Annotated in this window: 14 protein-coding genes; 2 read left to right on the top strand and 12 right to left on the bottom strand. The window is 63.5% G+C overall.

What is annotated here, in order from left to right; genetic code table 11:
- Window positions 1-98 precede the first annotated feature (98 nt).
- Window positions 99-980 carry a hydrogen peroxide-inducible genes activator gene (locus CBB63_RS06320; RefSeq protein ID WP_009826441.1) on the top strand — a complete coding sequence of 294 codons (882 nt, stop codon included), beginning with the start codon at window positions 99-101 and terminating at the stop codon, window positions 978-980.
- Window positions 981-1,008: 28 nt separating this feature from the next.
- Here the strand turns inward: CBB63_RS06320 and CBB63_RS06315 are convergent, their stop codons facing one another.
- The 12 genes from CBB63_RS06315 to CBB63_RS06270 form a co-directional block, all read right to left on the bottom strand.
- A complete protein-coding gene (locus tag CBB63_RS06315; protein WP_037954268.1) occupies window positions 1,009-2,169 on the bottom strand; it encodes a lytic murein transglycosylase in 1,161 nt (386 codons plus the stop codon).
- Window positions 2,170-2,262: 93 nt separating this feature from the next.
- On the bottom strand, window positions 2,263-2,736 hold the full coding sequence (locus tag CBB63_RS06310) for a CreA family protein (protein WP_005852196.1): 474 nt from the start codon (window positions 2,734-2,736) through the stop codon (window positions 2,263-2,265).
- Window positions 2,737-2,803: 67 nt separating this feature from the next.
- The gene (locus CBB63_RS16360; protein ID WP_353744256.1) at window positions 2,804-3,901 is read right to left on the bottom strand and encodes a DUF6880 family protein; all 1,098 of its coding nucleotides are present in this window, start codon (window positions 3,899-3,901) and stop codon (window positions 2,804-2,806) included.
- Window positions 3,840-4,241 carry a DUF6880 family protein gene (locus CBB63_RS16355; protein WP_353744255.1) on the bottom strand — a complete coding sequence of 134 codons (402 nt, stop codon included), beginning with the start codon at window positions 4,239-4,241 and terminating at the stop codon, window positions 3,840-3,842. The genes CBB63_RS16360 and CBB63_RS16355 overlap by 62 nt, the downstream gene beginning before the upstream one ends.
- A gap of 57 nt (window positions 4,242-4,298) precedes the next feature.
- The gene (locus CBB63_RS06305; RefSeq protein ID WP_502695874.1) at window positions 4,299-5,015 is read right to left on the bottom strand and encodes an adenosylcobinamide-GDP ribazoletransferase; all 717 of its coding nucleotides are present in this window, start codon (window positions 5,013-5,015) and stop codon (window positions 4,299-4,301) included.
- A 35-nt stretch (window positions 5,016-5,050) separates the two neighbouring features.
- Window positions 5,051-6,076 (bottom strand): nicotinate-nucleotide--dimethylbenzimidazole phosphoribosyltransferase, encoded by a 1,026-nt coding sequence (gene cobT / locus CBB63_RS06300; RefSeq protein ID WP_286698530.1) that lies wholly within the window; start codon window positions 6,074-6,076, stop codon window positions 5,051-5,053.
- 50 nt (window positions 6,077-6,126) lie between these two features.
- Window positions 6,127-6,663, bottom strand: a complete 537-nt coding sequence (cobU, locus tag CBB63_RS06295; RefSeq protein WP_286698529.1) for a bifunctional adenosylcobinamide kinase/adenosylcobinamide-phosphate guanylyltransferase — start codon at window positions 6,661-6,663, stop codon at window positions 6,127-6,129.
- A 54-nt stretch (window positions 6,664-6,717) separates the two neighbouring features.
- The gene (cobO, locus tag CBB63_RS06290; protein ID WP_286698528.1) at window positions 6,718-7,341 is read right to left on the bottom strand and encodes a cob(I)yrinic acid a,c-diamide adenosyltransferase; all 624 of its coding nucleotides are present in this window, start codon (window positions 7,339-7,341) and stop codon (window positions 6,718-6,720) included.
- Between the two features lie 3 nt (window positions 7,342-7,344).
- Complete coding sequence (locus CBB63_RS06285; protein ID WP_502695873.1) at window positions 7,345-8,091, bottom strand: ABC transporter substrate-binding protein; 747 nt, start codon at window positions 8,089-8,091, stop codon at window positions 7,345-7,347.
- A 116-nt stretch (window positions 8,092-8,207) separates the two neighbouring features.
- Window positions 8,208-9,185: a threonine-phosphate decarboxylase CobD gene (cobD, locus tag CBB63_RS06280; RefSeq protein ID WP_286698526.1), complete on the bottom strand. Its 978-nt coding sequence runs from the start codon at window positions 9,183-9,185 to the stop codon at window positions 8,208-8,210.
- 12 nt (window positions 9,186-9,197) lie between these two features.
- Window positions 9,198-10,139 carry an adenosylcobinamide-phosphate synthase CbiB gene (gene cbiB / locus CBB63_RS06275; RefSeq protein WP_286698525.1) on the bottom strand — a complete coding sequence of 314 codons (942 nt, stop codon included), beginning with the start codon at window positions 10,137-10,139 and terminating at the stop codon, window positions 9,198-9,200.
- On the bottom strand, window positions 10,136-10,873 hold the full coding sequence (locus tag CBB63_RS06270; protein ID WP_286698524.1) for a hypothetical protein: 738 nt from the start codon (window positions 10,871-10,873) through the stop codon (window positions 10,136-10,138). Before CBB63_RS06270 ends, cbiB begins: the two co-directional genes overlap by 4 nt.
- Window positions 10,874-11,242: 369 nt before the next feature.
- Here CBB63_RS06270 and CBB63_RS06265 point away from each other — a divergent pair, with 369 nt between their 5' ends.
- Window positions 11,243-17,110, top strand: a complete 5,868-nt coding sequence (locus CBB63_RS06265; protein ID WP_502695868.1) for a DUF6923 family protein — start codon at window positions 11,243-11,245, stop codon at window positions 17,108-17,110.
- Window positions 17,111-17,168: the final 58 nt, after the last annotated feature.

The following is a 17,168-nucleotide window of genomic DNA, read 5'->3' as shown; positions in this document are numbered from 1 at the left end:
GGCGCGATACGATCTGCCCCGTCTTTCTGGAATTGTTCTAACAGCAGTTATTGATTAGTTTAAGTTGGCATTTCCTATCAGTTTGATAACAATAAACTATGACCAACATCACCCTTAAACAGCTTCGCTACTTTGAAGCCGTTGCCCATCACCGTCACTTTGGCCACGCCGCCGAGGCCTGCGCGATCTCGCAGCCCGCCTTATCCGTGCAAATCAAGGAGTTGGAGCAGAACTTGCAAACGCCCCTCTTTGATCGCGGCGGGCGGAATATCACGTTGACCAGCTTTGGCGTCGATTTCGCGCCGCGCGCGCGGGCGATCCTGCAGGGGGTGGACGAGCTTCAGGATATGGCGCGCGCCTCCAAGGACGGGCTAATGGGCCGGCTGAGAATCGGCATCATCCCCACCATCGGCCCCTATCTGCTGCCCTCGATCATCACCAAGCTGACCCGGATGAACCCCGCGCTGGATATCCATGTGCGCGAAACCATGACCCCGCGGCTGATCACCGAGCTGACCGAGGGGCGCATCGACACTGCCATCGTCGCCCTGCCCGTGTCAGAACCCTCCCTGACCGAAGTCACCCTGTTTGACGAGAAATTCATGCTGGTGCGCCCCGAGGCTGATCGCGGCAAGCCGATCCCCAGTAGCGCACATCTGAACGAGATGAAGTTACTGCTGCTTGAGGAAGGGCATTGCTTTCGCGATCAGGCACTGTCGTTTTGCGATATGCAGTCGGAAACCGCGCGCGAGGGGCTGGATGCGAGCTCCCTGTCCACGCTGGTGCAGATGGTCGGCGCGGGCATCGGCGTGACGCTGATCCCCGAAATGGCCGTCGCCGTGGAAACGCGGTCGGCGCAGGTGGCGGTCAACGCCTTTCCCGCGCCCGAGCCGACGCGCCGTGTGGGGATGATCTGGCGCAAGACCAGCCCGCTGGCCAGCAAACTGTCCGAAATTGCCGATCTGATCCGCCCGAGCTAAGCGGGCGGATCATCGTTTCATCGTGGTATCAGCCCAACCGCGCCAGCAGCTCGCGCGACGGGTCACCGGTTGCGGGCAGCCCCTGGCTTTGCTGATAGGCGGTGATTGCCTTGCGGCTGTTCGGGCCGATCACACCATCGGTGCCGTCCGTGTCGAAGCCACGGGCGGTCAGCCGTTCTTGCAACGCCTTGCGATCATCAATGGTCAACCCGTATTTATCGGGGCCAAAGCTGGCCTGAATAGGCCCGCCCCCTGCGATACGGTCCGACAGATGCCCGACGCCAATCGCGTAATTGTCCGAGTTGTTATAGCGCTTGATCGCCTTGAAGTTGTTAAAGATCGCAAAGCGCGGCCCGCCCGCATCCGGCTGGAGGATCTGCACCGGTGTGGCAGAGCTTGCCGCCGCGGTGCCCATCTCTGCGCCCCATTTCTGGCCGGACTTCCAGCCCGACTTCGCCAGATAGGCGGCCGTGGAGGCCAGCGAATCCGACGGGTCGTCAGACCAGATGTCGCGTTTGCCGTCGCCGGTGAAATCTACGGCGAAGGATTGATAGGATGTGGGGATGAACTGCGTGTGGCCCATGGCACCGGCCCAGCTTCCGGTCAGACCGGCAGCCGAGACATCGCCGCGCTCAAGGATACGCAGCGCCGCAATCAGTTGTTTCTCGAAGAAGGCCCCGCGACGCCCGTCATAGGCCAGCGTAGATGTCGCCGACACGACCGGCACATTCCCGCGCCGTTCCCCGTAAAAGCTTTCCAGCCCCCAAACGGCGGTGACGACTTCGGCAGGCACACCGTAGCGCGCCTCTATCTGGCGCAGCACGCCTTGGTGGCGCGCGAATGCTGCGCGCCCTTTGGTGACACGTTCGTCCGATGCCGCAATGGCAAGGTAATCTTCAAGCGAGCGGCTGAATTCCGTCTGGTTGCGGTCCCGTTTGACCACCCCCGGCAGATAGCCCGCCCCCGCAAAGCCGCGACGCAGCGTGCTGTCGGAAATGCCCTGCGCCGCAGCGCGTGACTTGAACGCCGAAACCCACGCATCATAGCCCGCATTCGGTTGGGGTTGCAGGTCCGGTGCCAGCGCCGCATCGCTGCGCGGCGCAAAGCTGCCTGCCCTGTTGCCGGTGCTACAGGCCGCAAGGCCCAATGCTGCCAATCCGACGGTGAAACTTCTTCGAGAAATGCTCATACTGCCCGCGCCCTTGTTTGTTATGACTTCGGCATAGAATAGCCGAAGCACGGGGGCGGGCAAAGCGGATGATACGCCTTGGCAAAGCTTTGCCTATTTGGTCGGCACATAGAGCGGCACGGTCGACATCGACATTTTGGCAGACCCGTTCTGCACATCGCGCGCGTGGCTGATATAGACCAAGGTGTTGTTTTCCTCGTCGAAAATCCGTTTGACCTTCAGCGTCTTGAAGATCACGGACCGGCGTTCGCTGAACACCGTCTCGCCCTCGTCATCGCGCGAGATGTCCCCAATCTCGATCGGGCCGGTCTGGCGGCAAGAGATGGAGGAATTCGACGGATCCTCGAACCAATTACCCTTTTGCAGACGGTCGATCAGGCCCCGTTCAAAATAGGCCAGATGGCAGGTGACCCCCTTGACCTCGGGGTCTTGGACCGCCTCTACCACGATGTCATTGCCCAGCCAGTCCACATCGACATTGCCCACCACATCAGCGGTAGCTGCAAGAGGAAGGGCAAAGCCAAGGGCGGCAATGGGGGCGAAGGCGGCGCGTTTGAAAATACTCATGCATCCATACGCGCGGCGTGCCTGTTGGTTCCCACGTCGTGGCAAGAAAAGACCCAGTACGCGCAGATCAGGTCACCCGCGTCCAGAACCCTGCTTTATGGGCATAACGTTTGCGCAAGCGCCGGACAAAGGCGTCGTGGCTTTCGAAAGCTCCGTAATCCTCGATCTCGATATCCGCGGCGGCGCAGTCCATCAGATGATCTGCCGCCTGCGCGTACCGCGACTTGGCGCTTTCCCACAGCGCGGCTTCGATCATGGCGCGCCAACACAGCGCTGCCGCCAGAGGATGGCGCGCCCGCAGCGCATCGGCGGCATCAGAGAGTGGGGCGACATGGGTGCCGTTCAACGTCTCGGCGCGCGCCTCGATCATCGCTGCAAGCCCGCGCAGGTCGGGCCACGCGAGGAAAAAGGCGATCGCCGCGTTGAGATCCTTGAACGTGGCCGCATGGGCCTTGGCGGCCTCCTCTACCTCAAGATCATCGAAATCCGGGAGCTGTTTGAGGTGCGCCCGCAGCATCTCGGGGTCGAGCGTTTCGGTAAAACAGAGCCAGCGGTGGGCTTGCGCCTCGTCTTCGCGCCCCGATGCGATCAGCGCGTGGAGATAGGCCGCGTCCCACGCCTGCNGCCCCGCCTCTTTACCCTTCGGGCGCGCACCCTCAAGAACATCAAGCGCGGCATCGTGATTGCCNGCNGCCGACCAGAGCGCCGCCACCTCGACCGCAACGGTGGGCCGCGCCAGATCGGTGGGAGAGAACAGCGAGATGTAGGTCTCCGTATCNCCCTGNGCCNAGGCCACCTCGCGCAGGTGCATCTGGACAAAGCGTTTNTTGCGTTGCGCNGCGTAGTTTGCATTGCGCCCGCGCAGCTCGCGCAGCTCGCGCAGGAATTGCAAGGCGGGGTGATCCTCTGTCGCGTCCAGNGGNGCCGCGTCAAAGCTTTGGATCAGCCCCTTCAGATGTGCGAGCCCNCTGTCGCCCAAGGACGGGGCCATGCGCGTGATAATCNCGTCAAAAGCGCCATCCGTATTCNCCTGCACCGCCTCCCACGTGCGTTCCGCCAGCGCGATCGGGTCCAGCGGGGCGCGGGCGGCAATCTGGCNGATCTCAGCAAGCGCATCGGCAAAGACGGCCCCCACGTCCCCCTTGCTGTCGTCCACCCGATCCATGACCGAAGGGNCNAGCTGCNAGAAACTCCCACAGCAGGTCGAAGGCGTCGGCGGGGGCGTCTGGCGCGATCTTGTCGATGATCATCGCGGATTGGGTNCGCAGGTCTTTGATCAGCGCCGTCCGCTTGCGCCACCCGACATAGCTTTTGGCCCGCCGGATCGTGACCAGCCGCTTGCGCACATCACGCGCGAGTTCAGCAGGGCCGAGNTTGTGGCTCAACTCAAGCCGCAGACGGCGTTTCATATCGGCGCTGCCGGTGCTGACCTCGATCAACAGTTCGGCCAGCCGCTCCGCCCCGAGGGCGGCAAGATTTGCGGTGTTCAGGGTCTTTTTCGACATGGGGCCTTGCTACATCGGATTTGCGGCCGGTCAAAGGGGCCGCGCGGCTCGAAGGTGTCAGGCAAAGANATAGACGGTGACGCCCCAGCCCGCCAGTTCGGCCAGTTTCTGCATCGCGCCGATCACGTCGCCGGTCTGCCCGCCGATTTGCCGCAGCGCCAGCGCGGCCACCAGCGCGGTGGCCACAANGNCCCCCGCAAAGATCACCGCCGCCGCGCCAAAGCCCAGGGGCAGCAGCCCGACCAAGCCAANGGCGACCGCGATATAGACGCAAGTCGCCGGCACCTGCGCCGCGCCGTGCCCCAGCCCGTCGGCCCGCGCGGCGGGCATCCGCGCCAGCCAGAACGGCAGCATCGCGCGGCTGGCCATCGACAGNCCAAGCGCGGCAGGCACGACCAGTGCAGGATGATCCAGCCGTGNGATCAGCGCCACCTGCAGCGCCACCGTCAGGATCAGGGCCATCACCCCGTAGCTGCCAATGCGGCTGTCGCGCATAATCTCGAGCTTGCGNGCGCGGGTCTGCCCGCCNCCGAACCCGTCGGCCATATCGGCCAGCCCGTCTTCGTGCATCGCGCCGGTCAGCAGTGTCGTGGCAAANATCAGACCAAGGGCCGCAACNGTCGGGCCAAAGCCCGCCGCNTGCAGCGCCCAGTAGATCAGANNGGCAGGCAGCATCGCGACCGCCCCCGCCAAAGGCCAGCCCCAGGCCGAGGTTCCTGTCGCGGGGATCGGATCGCGCAGATATCCCACGGGGATACGGGTCAGCAGCAGCATCGCCAGCCGCGCCTCTGCCACCCGGGCGCGCAGCATCAGCCGTCCGCCACGCCGGCTTCGGCAAANGTCGCCATGCCGCTNTGGCACGCCAGCGCCGAGCGCAGGATACCAAGCGCCAGCGCGGCGCCCGATCCTTCGCCCAACCGCATGTCGAAATCGAGCACGGCCGTCTTGCCGATCGCATCCAGCAGACGTTTATGNCCGGGCTCGACGCTCAGGTGCCCGATCAGACAATGGTCCAGCGCCGCAGGGGCCAGCGCGAAAAGCGGTGCGACAGAGGCGGTGCAGATGAACCCGTCAAGGATCACCGGTATACGCCGTTGCCGCGCGGCCAGCACCGCGCCGCAGATCGCCGCCTGCTCGCGCCCGCCCAAGGTCATCAGGATAGACGCCCCGTCCTGCGGGGTGGCGGCGTGGCGGGCAAGTCCGCGGGTGATGGCGTCGACCTTGCGGCGCAGACCTTCGTCGTCCGAACCGGTGCCNCGCCCGACCCAATCTTGCACAGCCCCACCAAAGACCGCCGCCGTCAGCGCTGCCGCGACGGTGGAATTNCCGATCCCCATNTCGCCCAGGATCAAGACACTNGCCGCNGGATGCAGCGCCGCCGCCCCTGCGTTAAGGGCCGCGACACANTCCGCCTCGNTCATCGCGGGGNCTTGCGTGAAATCGGCAGTGGGGCGGTCAAGGTCCAGNTCAATCACCGACAGCTGCGCGTCATTGGTGCGGCACANCTGGTTGATCGCAGCGCCCCCCGCCTTGAAGTTCTGCACCATCTGGGCNGTCACCTCTTGCGGGAAAGGGTTCACCCCCTGCGCGCAGATCCCGTGGTTACCGGCAAAGACGAGGGCCTGCGCCATGTCGATCTGCGGCACCNCCTNTTGCTGCCANCCCGCCATGAACACCGCCAGNTCCTCCAGCCGGCCCAGTGATCCGGGCGGTTTGGTCAGCGCATTCTGCCGGTCGCGCGCGGCGTCTTGGGCGACGGCATCAANCTGAGNCAAATCGCGGGTCAGCGCGTCAAGGTCGGACAGGGAAGTCAGGGGAAAAGTCACATGCGCCATGCAAAGGGGTCTCTTTCGTTTGGAAATCTATCGTATGTCGGGATCATGGGTCAGGCAAGCGAGGCCGGAGCCTGCGCACTGCCCTTCAGCGTCAGGGGCAAACCACAGCTGACCAACACCACATGCCCCGCCACCGCTGCAATGCGCTGGTTCATCAGGCCCGAGGCATCGCGGTAGCGCCGNGCCAGCGCNGACATCGGCACGATGCCCCCGCCCACCTCATTCGTGACCAGCACCACCGGAGAGGACTGTGNNCGCAAGCTGTCCAGCACTTTTTCAAGCTCCGCCTGCCAGTCGCGTTCGGCGTGCATCACGTTGGACAGCCACAGCGTCATNCAATCGACCAGCCGCGCGCCCACCCCATCGGTGCGCATCAGCGCGCCGCATAGATCAAGNGGCTCCTCCACCGTGTCCCAACCGNCACCGCGTTGNACNTTATGTGCGGCGATGCGGTCCTCCATCTCGGGGTCGAAGGCCTGGCTGGTGGCAATATAGACCAGCGGCAGCCCGTAGGCGCGNAGGTGGTTTTCGGCAAAAAGGCTCTTGCCCGATTTTGCACCGCCGGTGACCAGCGTGATCTTGTCCATGATATCCGCCCTTTGCCAAGCGGGGCGCGGGCNAANGCCCTGCCCCGGTNGCGATCAGAATTCCACACCGGCCTGTGCGGCGATACCCTGTTTGCGGAAAGGATGTTTGATTTCCTTCATCTCGGTCACCAGATCCGCAATCTCGATCAAGGCGTCGGGCGCGTTGCGGCCGGTGATCACCACATGGGTCATATGCGGCTTCTCGGCCTGCAGGAAATCGACCACATCCTGCACCTCGATATAGCCATAGCGCAGTGCGATGTTGAGCTCGTCCAGCAGCACCATGCGNTTGTTGGGGTCGCGGATCAGCTCTTTGGCTTTTTCCCATGCGCGTCCGGCGGCGGCGATGTCGCGTTCGCGGTCTTGCGTGTCCCAGGTAAAGCCCTCGCCCATCACATAGACCTGACAGATGTCGCTAAAGCGGTCCTCAAGCAGTTGACGGTCCGCCGACACCCGTGCGCCCTTGATGAACTGCACCAGCGCGCAGGGGAACCCGTGCCCGATGCAGCGCATGATCATCCCGAAGGCAGAGCTGCTTTTACCCTTGCCGGTCCCGGTGTGGACGATGATCAACCCCTTGGTCACGGTCTTTTCCGCCATCATCTTGGCGCGGGCNGTCTGGACCTTCGCCATCTTTTCGGCGTGGCGCTTGTTCTGGTCTGGGGTGCTGTCGGTCATCTGTTATCTCTCCTCGTGGCGTATCTGGTTGCCTGCCCTGCGTACGTCTTGCACCGCCCGCAACGCCAGCGGCGTGCCGCAGACCCAATCGGGCGAGCTATACACCATCCGGCCGGTCTTGGCGTATTGTGCGAGCGCAGGATGTAGCATGATCTCTTCGGATCGGGAACCTCCCGGATAGGGCGTCGTGGTGACCAGAACATCGGGGGCGTTCATCACCAGGTCTTCCAGCGCCAGACGCCCACTGTTCCGGCGTCCGAGTTTCTGCGAGAGGTTGCGCAGTCCGCCGGTGGTCACGATGTCGTGGCCCAAAGTATCCACCCCCAGCGAATAGCCGTTCGGGTAATAGAACGCCGCAACAGGGGCATCGGAGGCCAGTGCGGGCTGCGCGGCCANTGTCTGTTCGACGTCGCGGGCCATCGCCTCTGCCCGCGCGGGCTGCTGCAAGAGGTCGCCCATCCACCGGATCTGCGCGGGAATATCGTCAAGCGCCTTGGTGATCGGCATTTGCTCTACCCGCAGGCCAAGGTGGCGCAGCATCGCGAGGGTCGCTTTGTCGGAGTATTGCCCCGCCAACACCAGATCCGGCGCGGAAAGGTATATTTCTTCAGCACCGCCCGCGTTCTGCGGATGTGCCGAGGCTTCCTGCGCCAGCGACGACGATCGCGGATCGCGCGCCAGACGAGAAAGGGAGGTGATTTGATCAGGGTCCGCCAGCAGCAGTACCATCTGGTCCGTGCATAGGTTCATCGACACCACACGGGGCAGGTCTGCGGCGCTGGCTGACGTGACGGCTATCAGGGCGGCTATCAGGGCGGCCACCAGCCCCAGCAGCACCCGCCGCGCCGTCAAAGTGATCCGCCGGATCACGCGCCGTCTTTCAACGCGGTCTCTAACCGGGCCCAATCACCGGCCGGACCGGGCAGGCCCAGACGGATCCAGCTGTCGGAATAGGGGAAGATCCGCGACCAGATGTGATGTGCGGCCAAGGCGTTTTGCGCAGCCGTGGCATCCGGCGTCGCGTAAGTGCGAAACAGCGGGGTGCCGCCCGCCAACACCCACCCTGCCCGCGCCGCCATCGCATCCAATTGCGCCGCCTCGCCTTGCAGGCGCGCAGTGGTCTGCGCCGCCCATTCAGTATCATTCAGCGCGCGCAAGGCGACCTCTATCGCCATGCCGGAAACCGGCCAAGGCCCCGTCATCGCGCGCAGTCTTTCGGCCAAAGGCTCTGCCCCCAGCACAAAACCCAAGCGCAGCCCCGCCAGCCCGTAGAACTTGCCAAAGGACCGCATCACAAGGATATTCTTCGCCAGTTCGGCCCCGCCGCGGACCAGCGACACCTCTGGATCAGGGTCGGCAAAGCTTTCATCCACGATCAAAAGCTCGACCGTTTCGGCAAGCGCGCGCAAGGCGTCAGGGGCGTGGCGCTGCCCGTCGGGGTTGTTAGGGTTGACCACCACGGCAAGGGCATACCCTTCAAGCGCGGCAAGATCCGTGGCTTCGGTGACCTGCCAGCCTTCGGCCCGCAGTGCGGCGGCATGCTCATTATAGGTGGGCGACAGGATCGCGGCTTGCCCGGGCGCGATCAGGCGCGGCACCAGTTGGATCGCCGCCTGCGCCCCTGACACAGGCACAACAGCACAGCTTGCGCCATAGGCCCACCGCGCGGCGTCTTCCAGCGCGCCAAGGGCACTGCGTTCGGGCAGACGGGTCCATGCCTCTGGCGAGATCGGCCCCACCGGATAGGGCACCGTGTTAATCCCGGTGGACAGATCGATCCAATCGGCGCGGTCACCGCCGAACGCCTTGATCGCCCCATCCAGATTGCCGCCGTGGTCCCGCATCGCTTGCCCCTGTCAGATCAGCGCCACCAGCGCCAACACGACTGCTAATACGAACATGGCGCGAAGGTAAAGCGTCAGCGCCCGTCGCAGGCTGGTTGCATCGGCCTCGGTCCCTTCGGCATTGAGCCAGGGTTCATCCGCGATCTCTGCGCCGTACACACGCGGGCCGGACAGGCGCACGTTCAGCGCACCGGCTATCGCCCCTTCGGGCCAACCGGCATTGGGGGACCGGTGGTGGCGCGCATCGCGCAGCATCACGGCGGCGGCGCGACGTGGCTGGCCCGAGACGATCACGAACAGCAGCCCCGTGGCCCGCGCCGGGATCAGATTTACCAGATCGTCGAGCCGCGCAGCCACCATCCCGTAGTGGCGGTAGCGCGCGGACCGGTGCCCGATCATCGAATCCATCGTGTTGATCGCCTTATAGGCCACCAGCCCCGGCAGCCCCAGCAGCACGCCCCAAAACACCGGAGCCACCACCCCGTCCGAGGCATTCTCGGCCAGGCTTTCAATAGAAGCACGGGCAATCGCGGCAGCGTCCAGCTGATCAGGATCGCGCCCGATGATCATCGATACGGCATAGCGTGCCCCAGCGATGTCGCTCTGCACCAAAGGCGTGGCGACGGCCTGAACGTGGTCGAACAGCGACCGCGGTGCCAGAAAGGGCCACGCCAGCAGCCCGCCGACAACGTAGCCCGCCCAGCCAGACGGCAGCAACGCGGCGACCACAATCGCAGGCAAGACGGCAAGCGCAAGCACGAGGCAGACCCCGACACCGCCCAACAGGCGCAACCGTGCGGGCGATGTATCAGCGCTATTCAACCGCGCTTCGATCGTGCGAATGGCGTGGCCGATCCAGGACACCGGATGGCCGATTTTCGCATAAAGCGGCGCAGGCCAGGACAAAGCCGCCTCGATCACAAACCCCAGCAGGATGCCTGCCGCGCCGATCATGCGTCCCCTCCGGTTGTGAACCGCATCGCGCCGGTCAGCCCGTGGTCGGCCAACAGCTGTTCAGCATCATCCGGGGCAGTGCCCGGTGCAAAGATGAACGCGCGCGCGGACCCTGTGTGCGCACGCGCATAGCCCAAAGCACCGAGACGCTGCGCCAGTATCGTGCTTGGGTCGTTCAGAGGGCCGCGCAACGCGGTGGTGCGGTCTGCGCTGATGCGCGCCAATCGCGCCACCTGAGGCAAATCACCCCGCGCCACCGCGCTTTCCCACGCGGGCAACAGGTCGGCAATATCCGCAAAACCGCTGTCCGCCGCATCGGTCCGGATCGGCTCGCCAAAATAGCCGCCGATGATGTCAGCCCGTGGAGGCGCGCCCAGCGCGCCTTTACTTTGTGCCAACCGCGAGGCCCAGATCACGCGGTCCGGATGCGGTAACATTAACGGATCGGTGGCCCCTTCCACCGCCAGACACAGCGACGGCAAACGGTCCTCGGCAATGCCCGCAGCCCGCGCCAAAGCCACCAGCGCCGCAGTGGATGCACCTGCCCCGACCCCGACAGGAAGGTTACCAGACAAGGTAAAACTGCCCGCATTTTCCCCTGCGGCCTCTAGCAGGTGTCGAAGCTGCGCGAGGCTGACCGCTGCGGGTTCACCCTGCGTCAGGTCCAATGCCCCCCCGCGGGTAAACCGCGCCCGCACCCCATGTGCACGGCACAGCATCGTGACCAGAACCACCGGGCCCTCCGGCCCCAACCGCCCCTGCACCCATTCACCGAAGTGACCGAAAACAGGTGGAGTTTCTGCAGACGCTCCTGATTTGTCGAAAATTGTCTGCAAAATACTGGCTTTCGTGCGGCGCGAGAGAATTGGTGCCGACATATTCACCATCCACGGGCAAACGGCAACAGAGCAAGGGCCTATGGATTAAAGGCTTTTCCGCATCGCACCGCCTACCGATTCTGGGTGGGACGCTCTCGAAAGTATAGGGCGCTATTCTGGAAGGCAGGGGGATTGTACCTGCGCATTGTCGCTCGCGTTAACCTTGTATGAGAACTTTAGACATATCCCGGGGGGCAGGAAAGACGGCGAGGTCGTCTCCGGCCAATGTACAAGGTGTTTGGGACACCGCAACAAGAGGTCCGTCTGATGTCGATTTCAAAGTTAACCTTTACAACACTGAATTGTGCCGCCGCTTTGGCGGCTTTGGTCGTTACAGGCACCGGCAAAGCTGATGCCGGCGAGTTCGAACTTGATTGGGGCACCTACGACTGGCCCGGCGGCAATCTTGGCCCGCTGACGCGCACCTTGCGGGACCAATACGGGTTCGAGGTTGACCTGACCTTTGAACATACAGGCAACTACACCGGCTTCAGCGGCGAAGGGACACCCAACGATTCGACCATCTTTGGCGGCAATGTGGAATCGCTCGTGGTCATTTCGAACGCGCCGCCAAACCGCGGGCGTATCGGGGATGCGCGGACAACGTCCTCCATCTCCTCCAGTTCGGGCGGGGTCGCCTTTCCGATCGACAATCTACAGATCGACATTTTGGATATTGACGCCAGCGATAGCAACGCCGGGTCTGACCGTTGCGATTTTGTGACCGCCTTTGGCGATAACGGCAATCCGGCGCTGGCACCGGTTAGCGCGGCACCCGCACTTCTGGTTGGCCCCGGTCCCGGGTCTGGCTTCACCGGCACCATCGCCGCGAACCAGGCCCAATGTATCTATGTCGAAGGGTTCGGGGCCTCGCCCACATCGAACAACGATGACACCGGCACCGTGCGCGCGACCTTCCCCGACAGCACCTCGACGGTCACCTTCTGGTATGATGAATCTATTGCCGACGTGCGCAATTATAACCAGTTCACCAATTATGACCCCGCACCGCGGGGCATCGGCATGTTTGGTGCGGCAACGTTCAATGTGGATCAAAGCATTTCGTTGACACGTACCGCCAGCCCCAGCACAGGGACGCAGGGTGAGACTGTGACCTATACTTACACGGTCACAAACACCGGCGCGTTGCCGTTCAACACCGGGCAGGACATTGTGATCGACGACGATCTGCTGGGGCCTGTGCTCTGCCCCGCGATCACCACGCCTGTGGCCCCCGGTGGAACGGTCGTCTGTCAGGAGGACTACACCATTCAGGCGGCCGATGTGCTGACAGGGTCCGTGGACAGCAACGCGGTTGCGGGCATTGGCCGTATCGGCCAGCCTTTTGTTTCACGGTTGCAGTCGAATTCTGAATCCCTGTCCATCGTCAGCAGCGTGCTGTCAGGCGAGACCGGTTCGCAAAGCTGCACGCCTCAGTCCGTCTTCCGCCAGCCATCGACCCAGTTGGCAGGGTCCGGCAGCCGGACGAATGTAACCCCGTCAGACATCTTCCTGTTCGACGACGTGACAACCGATATCAACGGCAACCCGATCGATGTCGTCATGCAGGTCACCAGCATCAATAATGCGACCGCGCTTGAGCTGGACACCTCGCTTGAGGCGCGCATGACGCCAGAGGACGACGCATACATCACCTACCGTCTGCGGTTGGTTCAGGATGGCACGGCCACAGCGGCCAACCCACAAGGTCTGGCCATTGACCAAAGCCGGATTAACGGGGTCATTGTCCAGCAAACGGATGTCGACAGCCGCGGCGCGGGCGATGACTCTTCGGATGTGGTGGGCTCGCTCACCAACCCGACGGTGACCTCTTTCTTCAACACCGCGCCCTTATCCTCCTTTCCCGCCGGACCGAACGCGATCGCGATGGATCCTGCAAAGGTGGGCGACCCGTTTGATTGGGAAGACGAGCCGAATGAATCGAGCTTTGACAACTACGCCACCTATGAATTCAACACCTTCGTAGAAGCTGAATTTATCCACGGCTACACAGGGTCATCCGACCGTAGCGCGACGCGCGGGTCCGGCATCCAGCTGTGCGCAATCTCGAACACCTCGCCCGATATTGTGGCGCAAGACGACGACTACACCGCGTCGCCCGTGAACACCTTGCTGGGCGGCACCGCAGGCGAGGTTATGTCGAATGACACGATCAACGGCCTGCCCGCCGCCTTCCCGACCGCGACGCTGACTGTATTGACCGAAGCCGTGCCGCAGAACACGGGCGATCCTGTGCCGGTTTTGGAAACAGCCGGTGCCGAAGCCGGTCGCGTTATTGTGCCCGCGGGCGTTCCCGCTGGCGTCTACACCATCGAATACCAGCTCTGCGATGCGCTGGACCCCGCTGATTGTGACCGCGCGTTGGTCACCGTGGCGGTCTTTGCCGGGCTGGGTGTGGACTTTGGCGATGCACCGCTTAGCTACCTCACACCGACCCACGGCGTTGATGCCTCTCCGGGTGTGTATCTGGGCCTGATCGAGCCGGATATCGAACTGGTTGCACAATCGGATGCGACGGCAACGGCGGATGACCTGATCGGCACCGACGACGAAGACGGGATCACCTTTCCCGTCCTGACCCAAGGCACGATCAGCACGCTCGACGTCACCGTAACAGGCAATGGTAACCTGCAAGCCTGGATCGATTTCAACGGCGACGGTCTGTTCGAAGAGACCTTGGGCGAGCGTATCGCGCTTGACCTCAAGGACGACGGCACCCAATTCGACAATGTCGCGGGCGATGGTGTGATCCAGATCGACGTGACCGTGCCTTCGGATGCGACCACATCGACCACCTACGCGCGCTTCCGCTACGGCTCCGAGACGGGGTTGAACACATCGGACTTTGCCGTGGATGGCGAGGTAGAGGATTATTCGCTGGTCATTGCGGCTGCTGATCTGTCCGACCGCGGCGATGCGCCTGCAACCTATGGCGATCCGCGTCACATCGTGGCGCAGGACATCTATCTGGGTGCCGGCGAACCCGACACCGAACAGACCCCACAGCATAGCCCCGATTCCGATGCGGATGACCTGTCGGGCTTTGACGACGAGGATTCCATCGCCGTCTTTCCCATCCTGGAGGCTGGCACAACCGTGCCCCTGACCATCGTGACCCATGAAACCCTGAGCGCTCAGCTTGCCTTGGGCATTCCGGTAACCGCGGGGATCACCAACCTGCAGCTTTGGGTCGACTTTGACCAAAGCGGCACCTTCGATCCCTCAGAACACATCGCGGTCGACTACCGTGATGGGGGCGCGGGCGATACGGATGGGGTGTTCAATAACCAGATCACGCTGAACATTCCTGTCCCTGCGAATATCACCAGCGGCTTTACCCATGCACGTATCCGCTGGTCGACCTCCAGCGCCGTCGCGGCGGACCCTTTTGATGGTCTGAATTTCGACGGTGAGGTCGAGGACTACAAAGTAATCCTCTCGGCCGGGGCGGTGCCCTTTACCTGCGATGGCTCGCTCTACCGTGTGACGCAGACGGATACGCAGCTGCAGCGGCTCAGCTTCGCGGAAAGCGCTGGCGTGTACAGCATCACTGCGACCGACATCGGTGCCCCTGCGGGCGTGCAGTATGACGGCGGCTGGGGCTATAATGCGCTCGACGGGTTGTTCTACGGGGTGCGCAGTGCAACGCGCGAGCTGATCCGCCTGGACTCCACCGGCAACTACGAGGTCGTCTCGACGCTCCCCGCGTCGGCGGCGGTGGGCTCCACCGCGGGCGACATCCTGCCCAACGGGGTGATGGTCTATCGTGTGAACGGCGCCAACGCGTTGCAGCTGCTGGATCTTTCCGATCCGTCCGCCCCCGTTGATCTGGGCCTGATCACGCTGTCGGCTGCGGTTGAACCGTCGGACATCGCCTATAATCCGAACGACGGCATGCTGTACGGCGTCAACGAGGCCTCTGACCGTTTGTTCTATATCGACCCTGCGGATGGTACGTCAGGCACCCGCGCGCCGGTTGAATTCGGCCCGACCGCCTGGACNGGTTCCTATGGCGCGGTGTGGTTCGATTTCTACGGCCGCATGTACATCAACCAGAACGNCACAAACGAGGTATACGAGGCCGACGTGGGACTTCAGGGCTCCGGCTCNGGCGGGGGTCAGTTGATCAATACGGTGCCTGTCGGCGAGGGTGGCCTGAACGACGGTGCCGCCTGCCCGTCGCGCTTTGGCCCGCTGCCGCCCGAAGGTGACCTGTCCGGCGTCGTCTACCGCGACACCAACTACTCGGACAGCTACCAGCCCGGTGAAACCGTGCTCAGCGCCGTGACCGTGTCNCTNTACGACGACAATGGCACAGCCGACACCGCGGATGACACGTTCCTGACCAGCGTAGAGACAGCCAGCAACGGCACCTATCTCTTCTCTGACCTGTCTGCCACAGCGACCTACCGCGTAGAGGTCGACGCAGCCGATCCCGANATGCCCCCCGGGCTTGTGGCCGGTACCGTGAACCCGCAGACGGGCGTATCAATCACCGCCGGCAGCGTGCGCACCCTTGATTTCGGGTTTGTGAACGGCGGGGCGACGGCGGANCTGTCCCTGACCAAGGGNGNGTTCGACACCANCGGCCAGCCGGTGACCCAAGCGGGCCCGGGCACAGAGCTTGATTTCGTGCTCACCGTGACAAACGACGGCCCTGACGGTACCACCGGTGTGCGGGTCCGTGATCTGATCCCCGACGGGTTCACCNTTGTCTCTGCCACACCCGCGGATGGCACCGATACCTATGACGCCNACACCGGTACATGGGACGTCGGCGAGGTGGCCAATGGCGCGAGCGAGACCCTGACCGTGCGCGTGACGATGAACGCAACAGGCGAGCATACCAACGTGGCCGAGATCATCGGCTCTGACCTGCCGGATCCCGATAGTGATCCGCTGGTGGGCCCGCTGACGGACGATCTGGGCGACGGNGTTGCCGATGACGACGAAGCCGCCGTGAGCGTGAGTTTTGCCGGGTCCGGCCCAAGCTTGTCTGGTAAGGTCTTTATCGACAATGGTGCAGGTTCCGANACAGCCTATGACGCGCTGCAAGGGGCCTCGGAAGCCGACACCGGTGCGGCNGAAGTNCGGATCACCGATAGCAGCGGCACGTTGATCGGGTCGCCNCAGGTTGCCAGCGATGGCAGCTGGAGCCTGACCCTGCCCGAAGGCTTTGCCGATNACGTCACCATCACCGTGGTCCCGGACAACGGCTTGCTCACCGTGTCCGAAAACCCCGGTGCCCTGCCCNGCNTGGTCAACCCGGCCAGCGGCGATGGTACCTTTACCTTCACGCCTGCGGCGGGGACATCCTATCCTGATCTGGATGTCGGCCTGATCGAGGACGCCCGGCTGAGCGAAAGCCAGCAAAGCGCGATCCGTCCGGCACAGGTGGTGACCCTGCGGCATGAGTATCTTGCCGATGCAGAAGGCTCTGTGGTGTTTGACACCGATATCCAGTCGATCACCGCGCCGGGGCTCTTTTCCGTCGCCCTGTTCGAGGATGCCGCCTGCGACGGGACGGCCACCAGCCCCATCACCACCGCCCTGCCCGTGACCCCTGACACGCGTATCTGTCTGGTGGCTCGTGTCGCCGCCTCGGGTGCGGCGGCACCGGGGTCGACCATCGCCTTTGATGTGGTCGCCGACACGACCTATGGCGCGACCGGCGCGACCGAGCAGGACCGCAACACCGATCTGGTGCGGGTAGAATCCTCCGAAGGGGTGCTGAAACTGCGCAAGACGGTCCGCAATGTGACCCAAGGCACGCCCGAAGGCGTCAGCAACGGTGCCGCTGCGGGGGATGTGCTTGAATATCGCATCTTCCTCGANAACCCTGGCGAACTGCCCGCGACCAACATCGTGATCCACGACCGCACGCCGCCCTACACAGANCTGGCATCCGCCATCCCAAGCCCCGTNTCCATCGGCGGCGATGTGGTCTGCACGATGACCACGCCCGGGGCNGATACGGCGGGCTATGCGGGGGCGCTGCAATGGGANTGCACCGGATCACATGAACCGGGTGCAACGGGGTCTGTGTCCTTTGAGGTGCGGATCGCCCCCTAAGGCGGCCCTTTTGGTCAGGCACGGANGGGGGTNNTNCCNTCNCCCCANACGAACNAAA

It is taken from the genome of Sulfitobacter sp. TMED3 (assembly GCF_002167505.1).
GTDB lineage: Bacteria > Pseudomonadota > Alphaproteobacteria > Rhodobacterales > Rhodobacteraceae > Sulfitobacter > Sulfitobacter pontiacus.
This window is presented reverse-complemented; position numbering and strand designations above follow the sequence as displayed.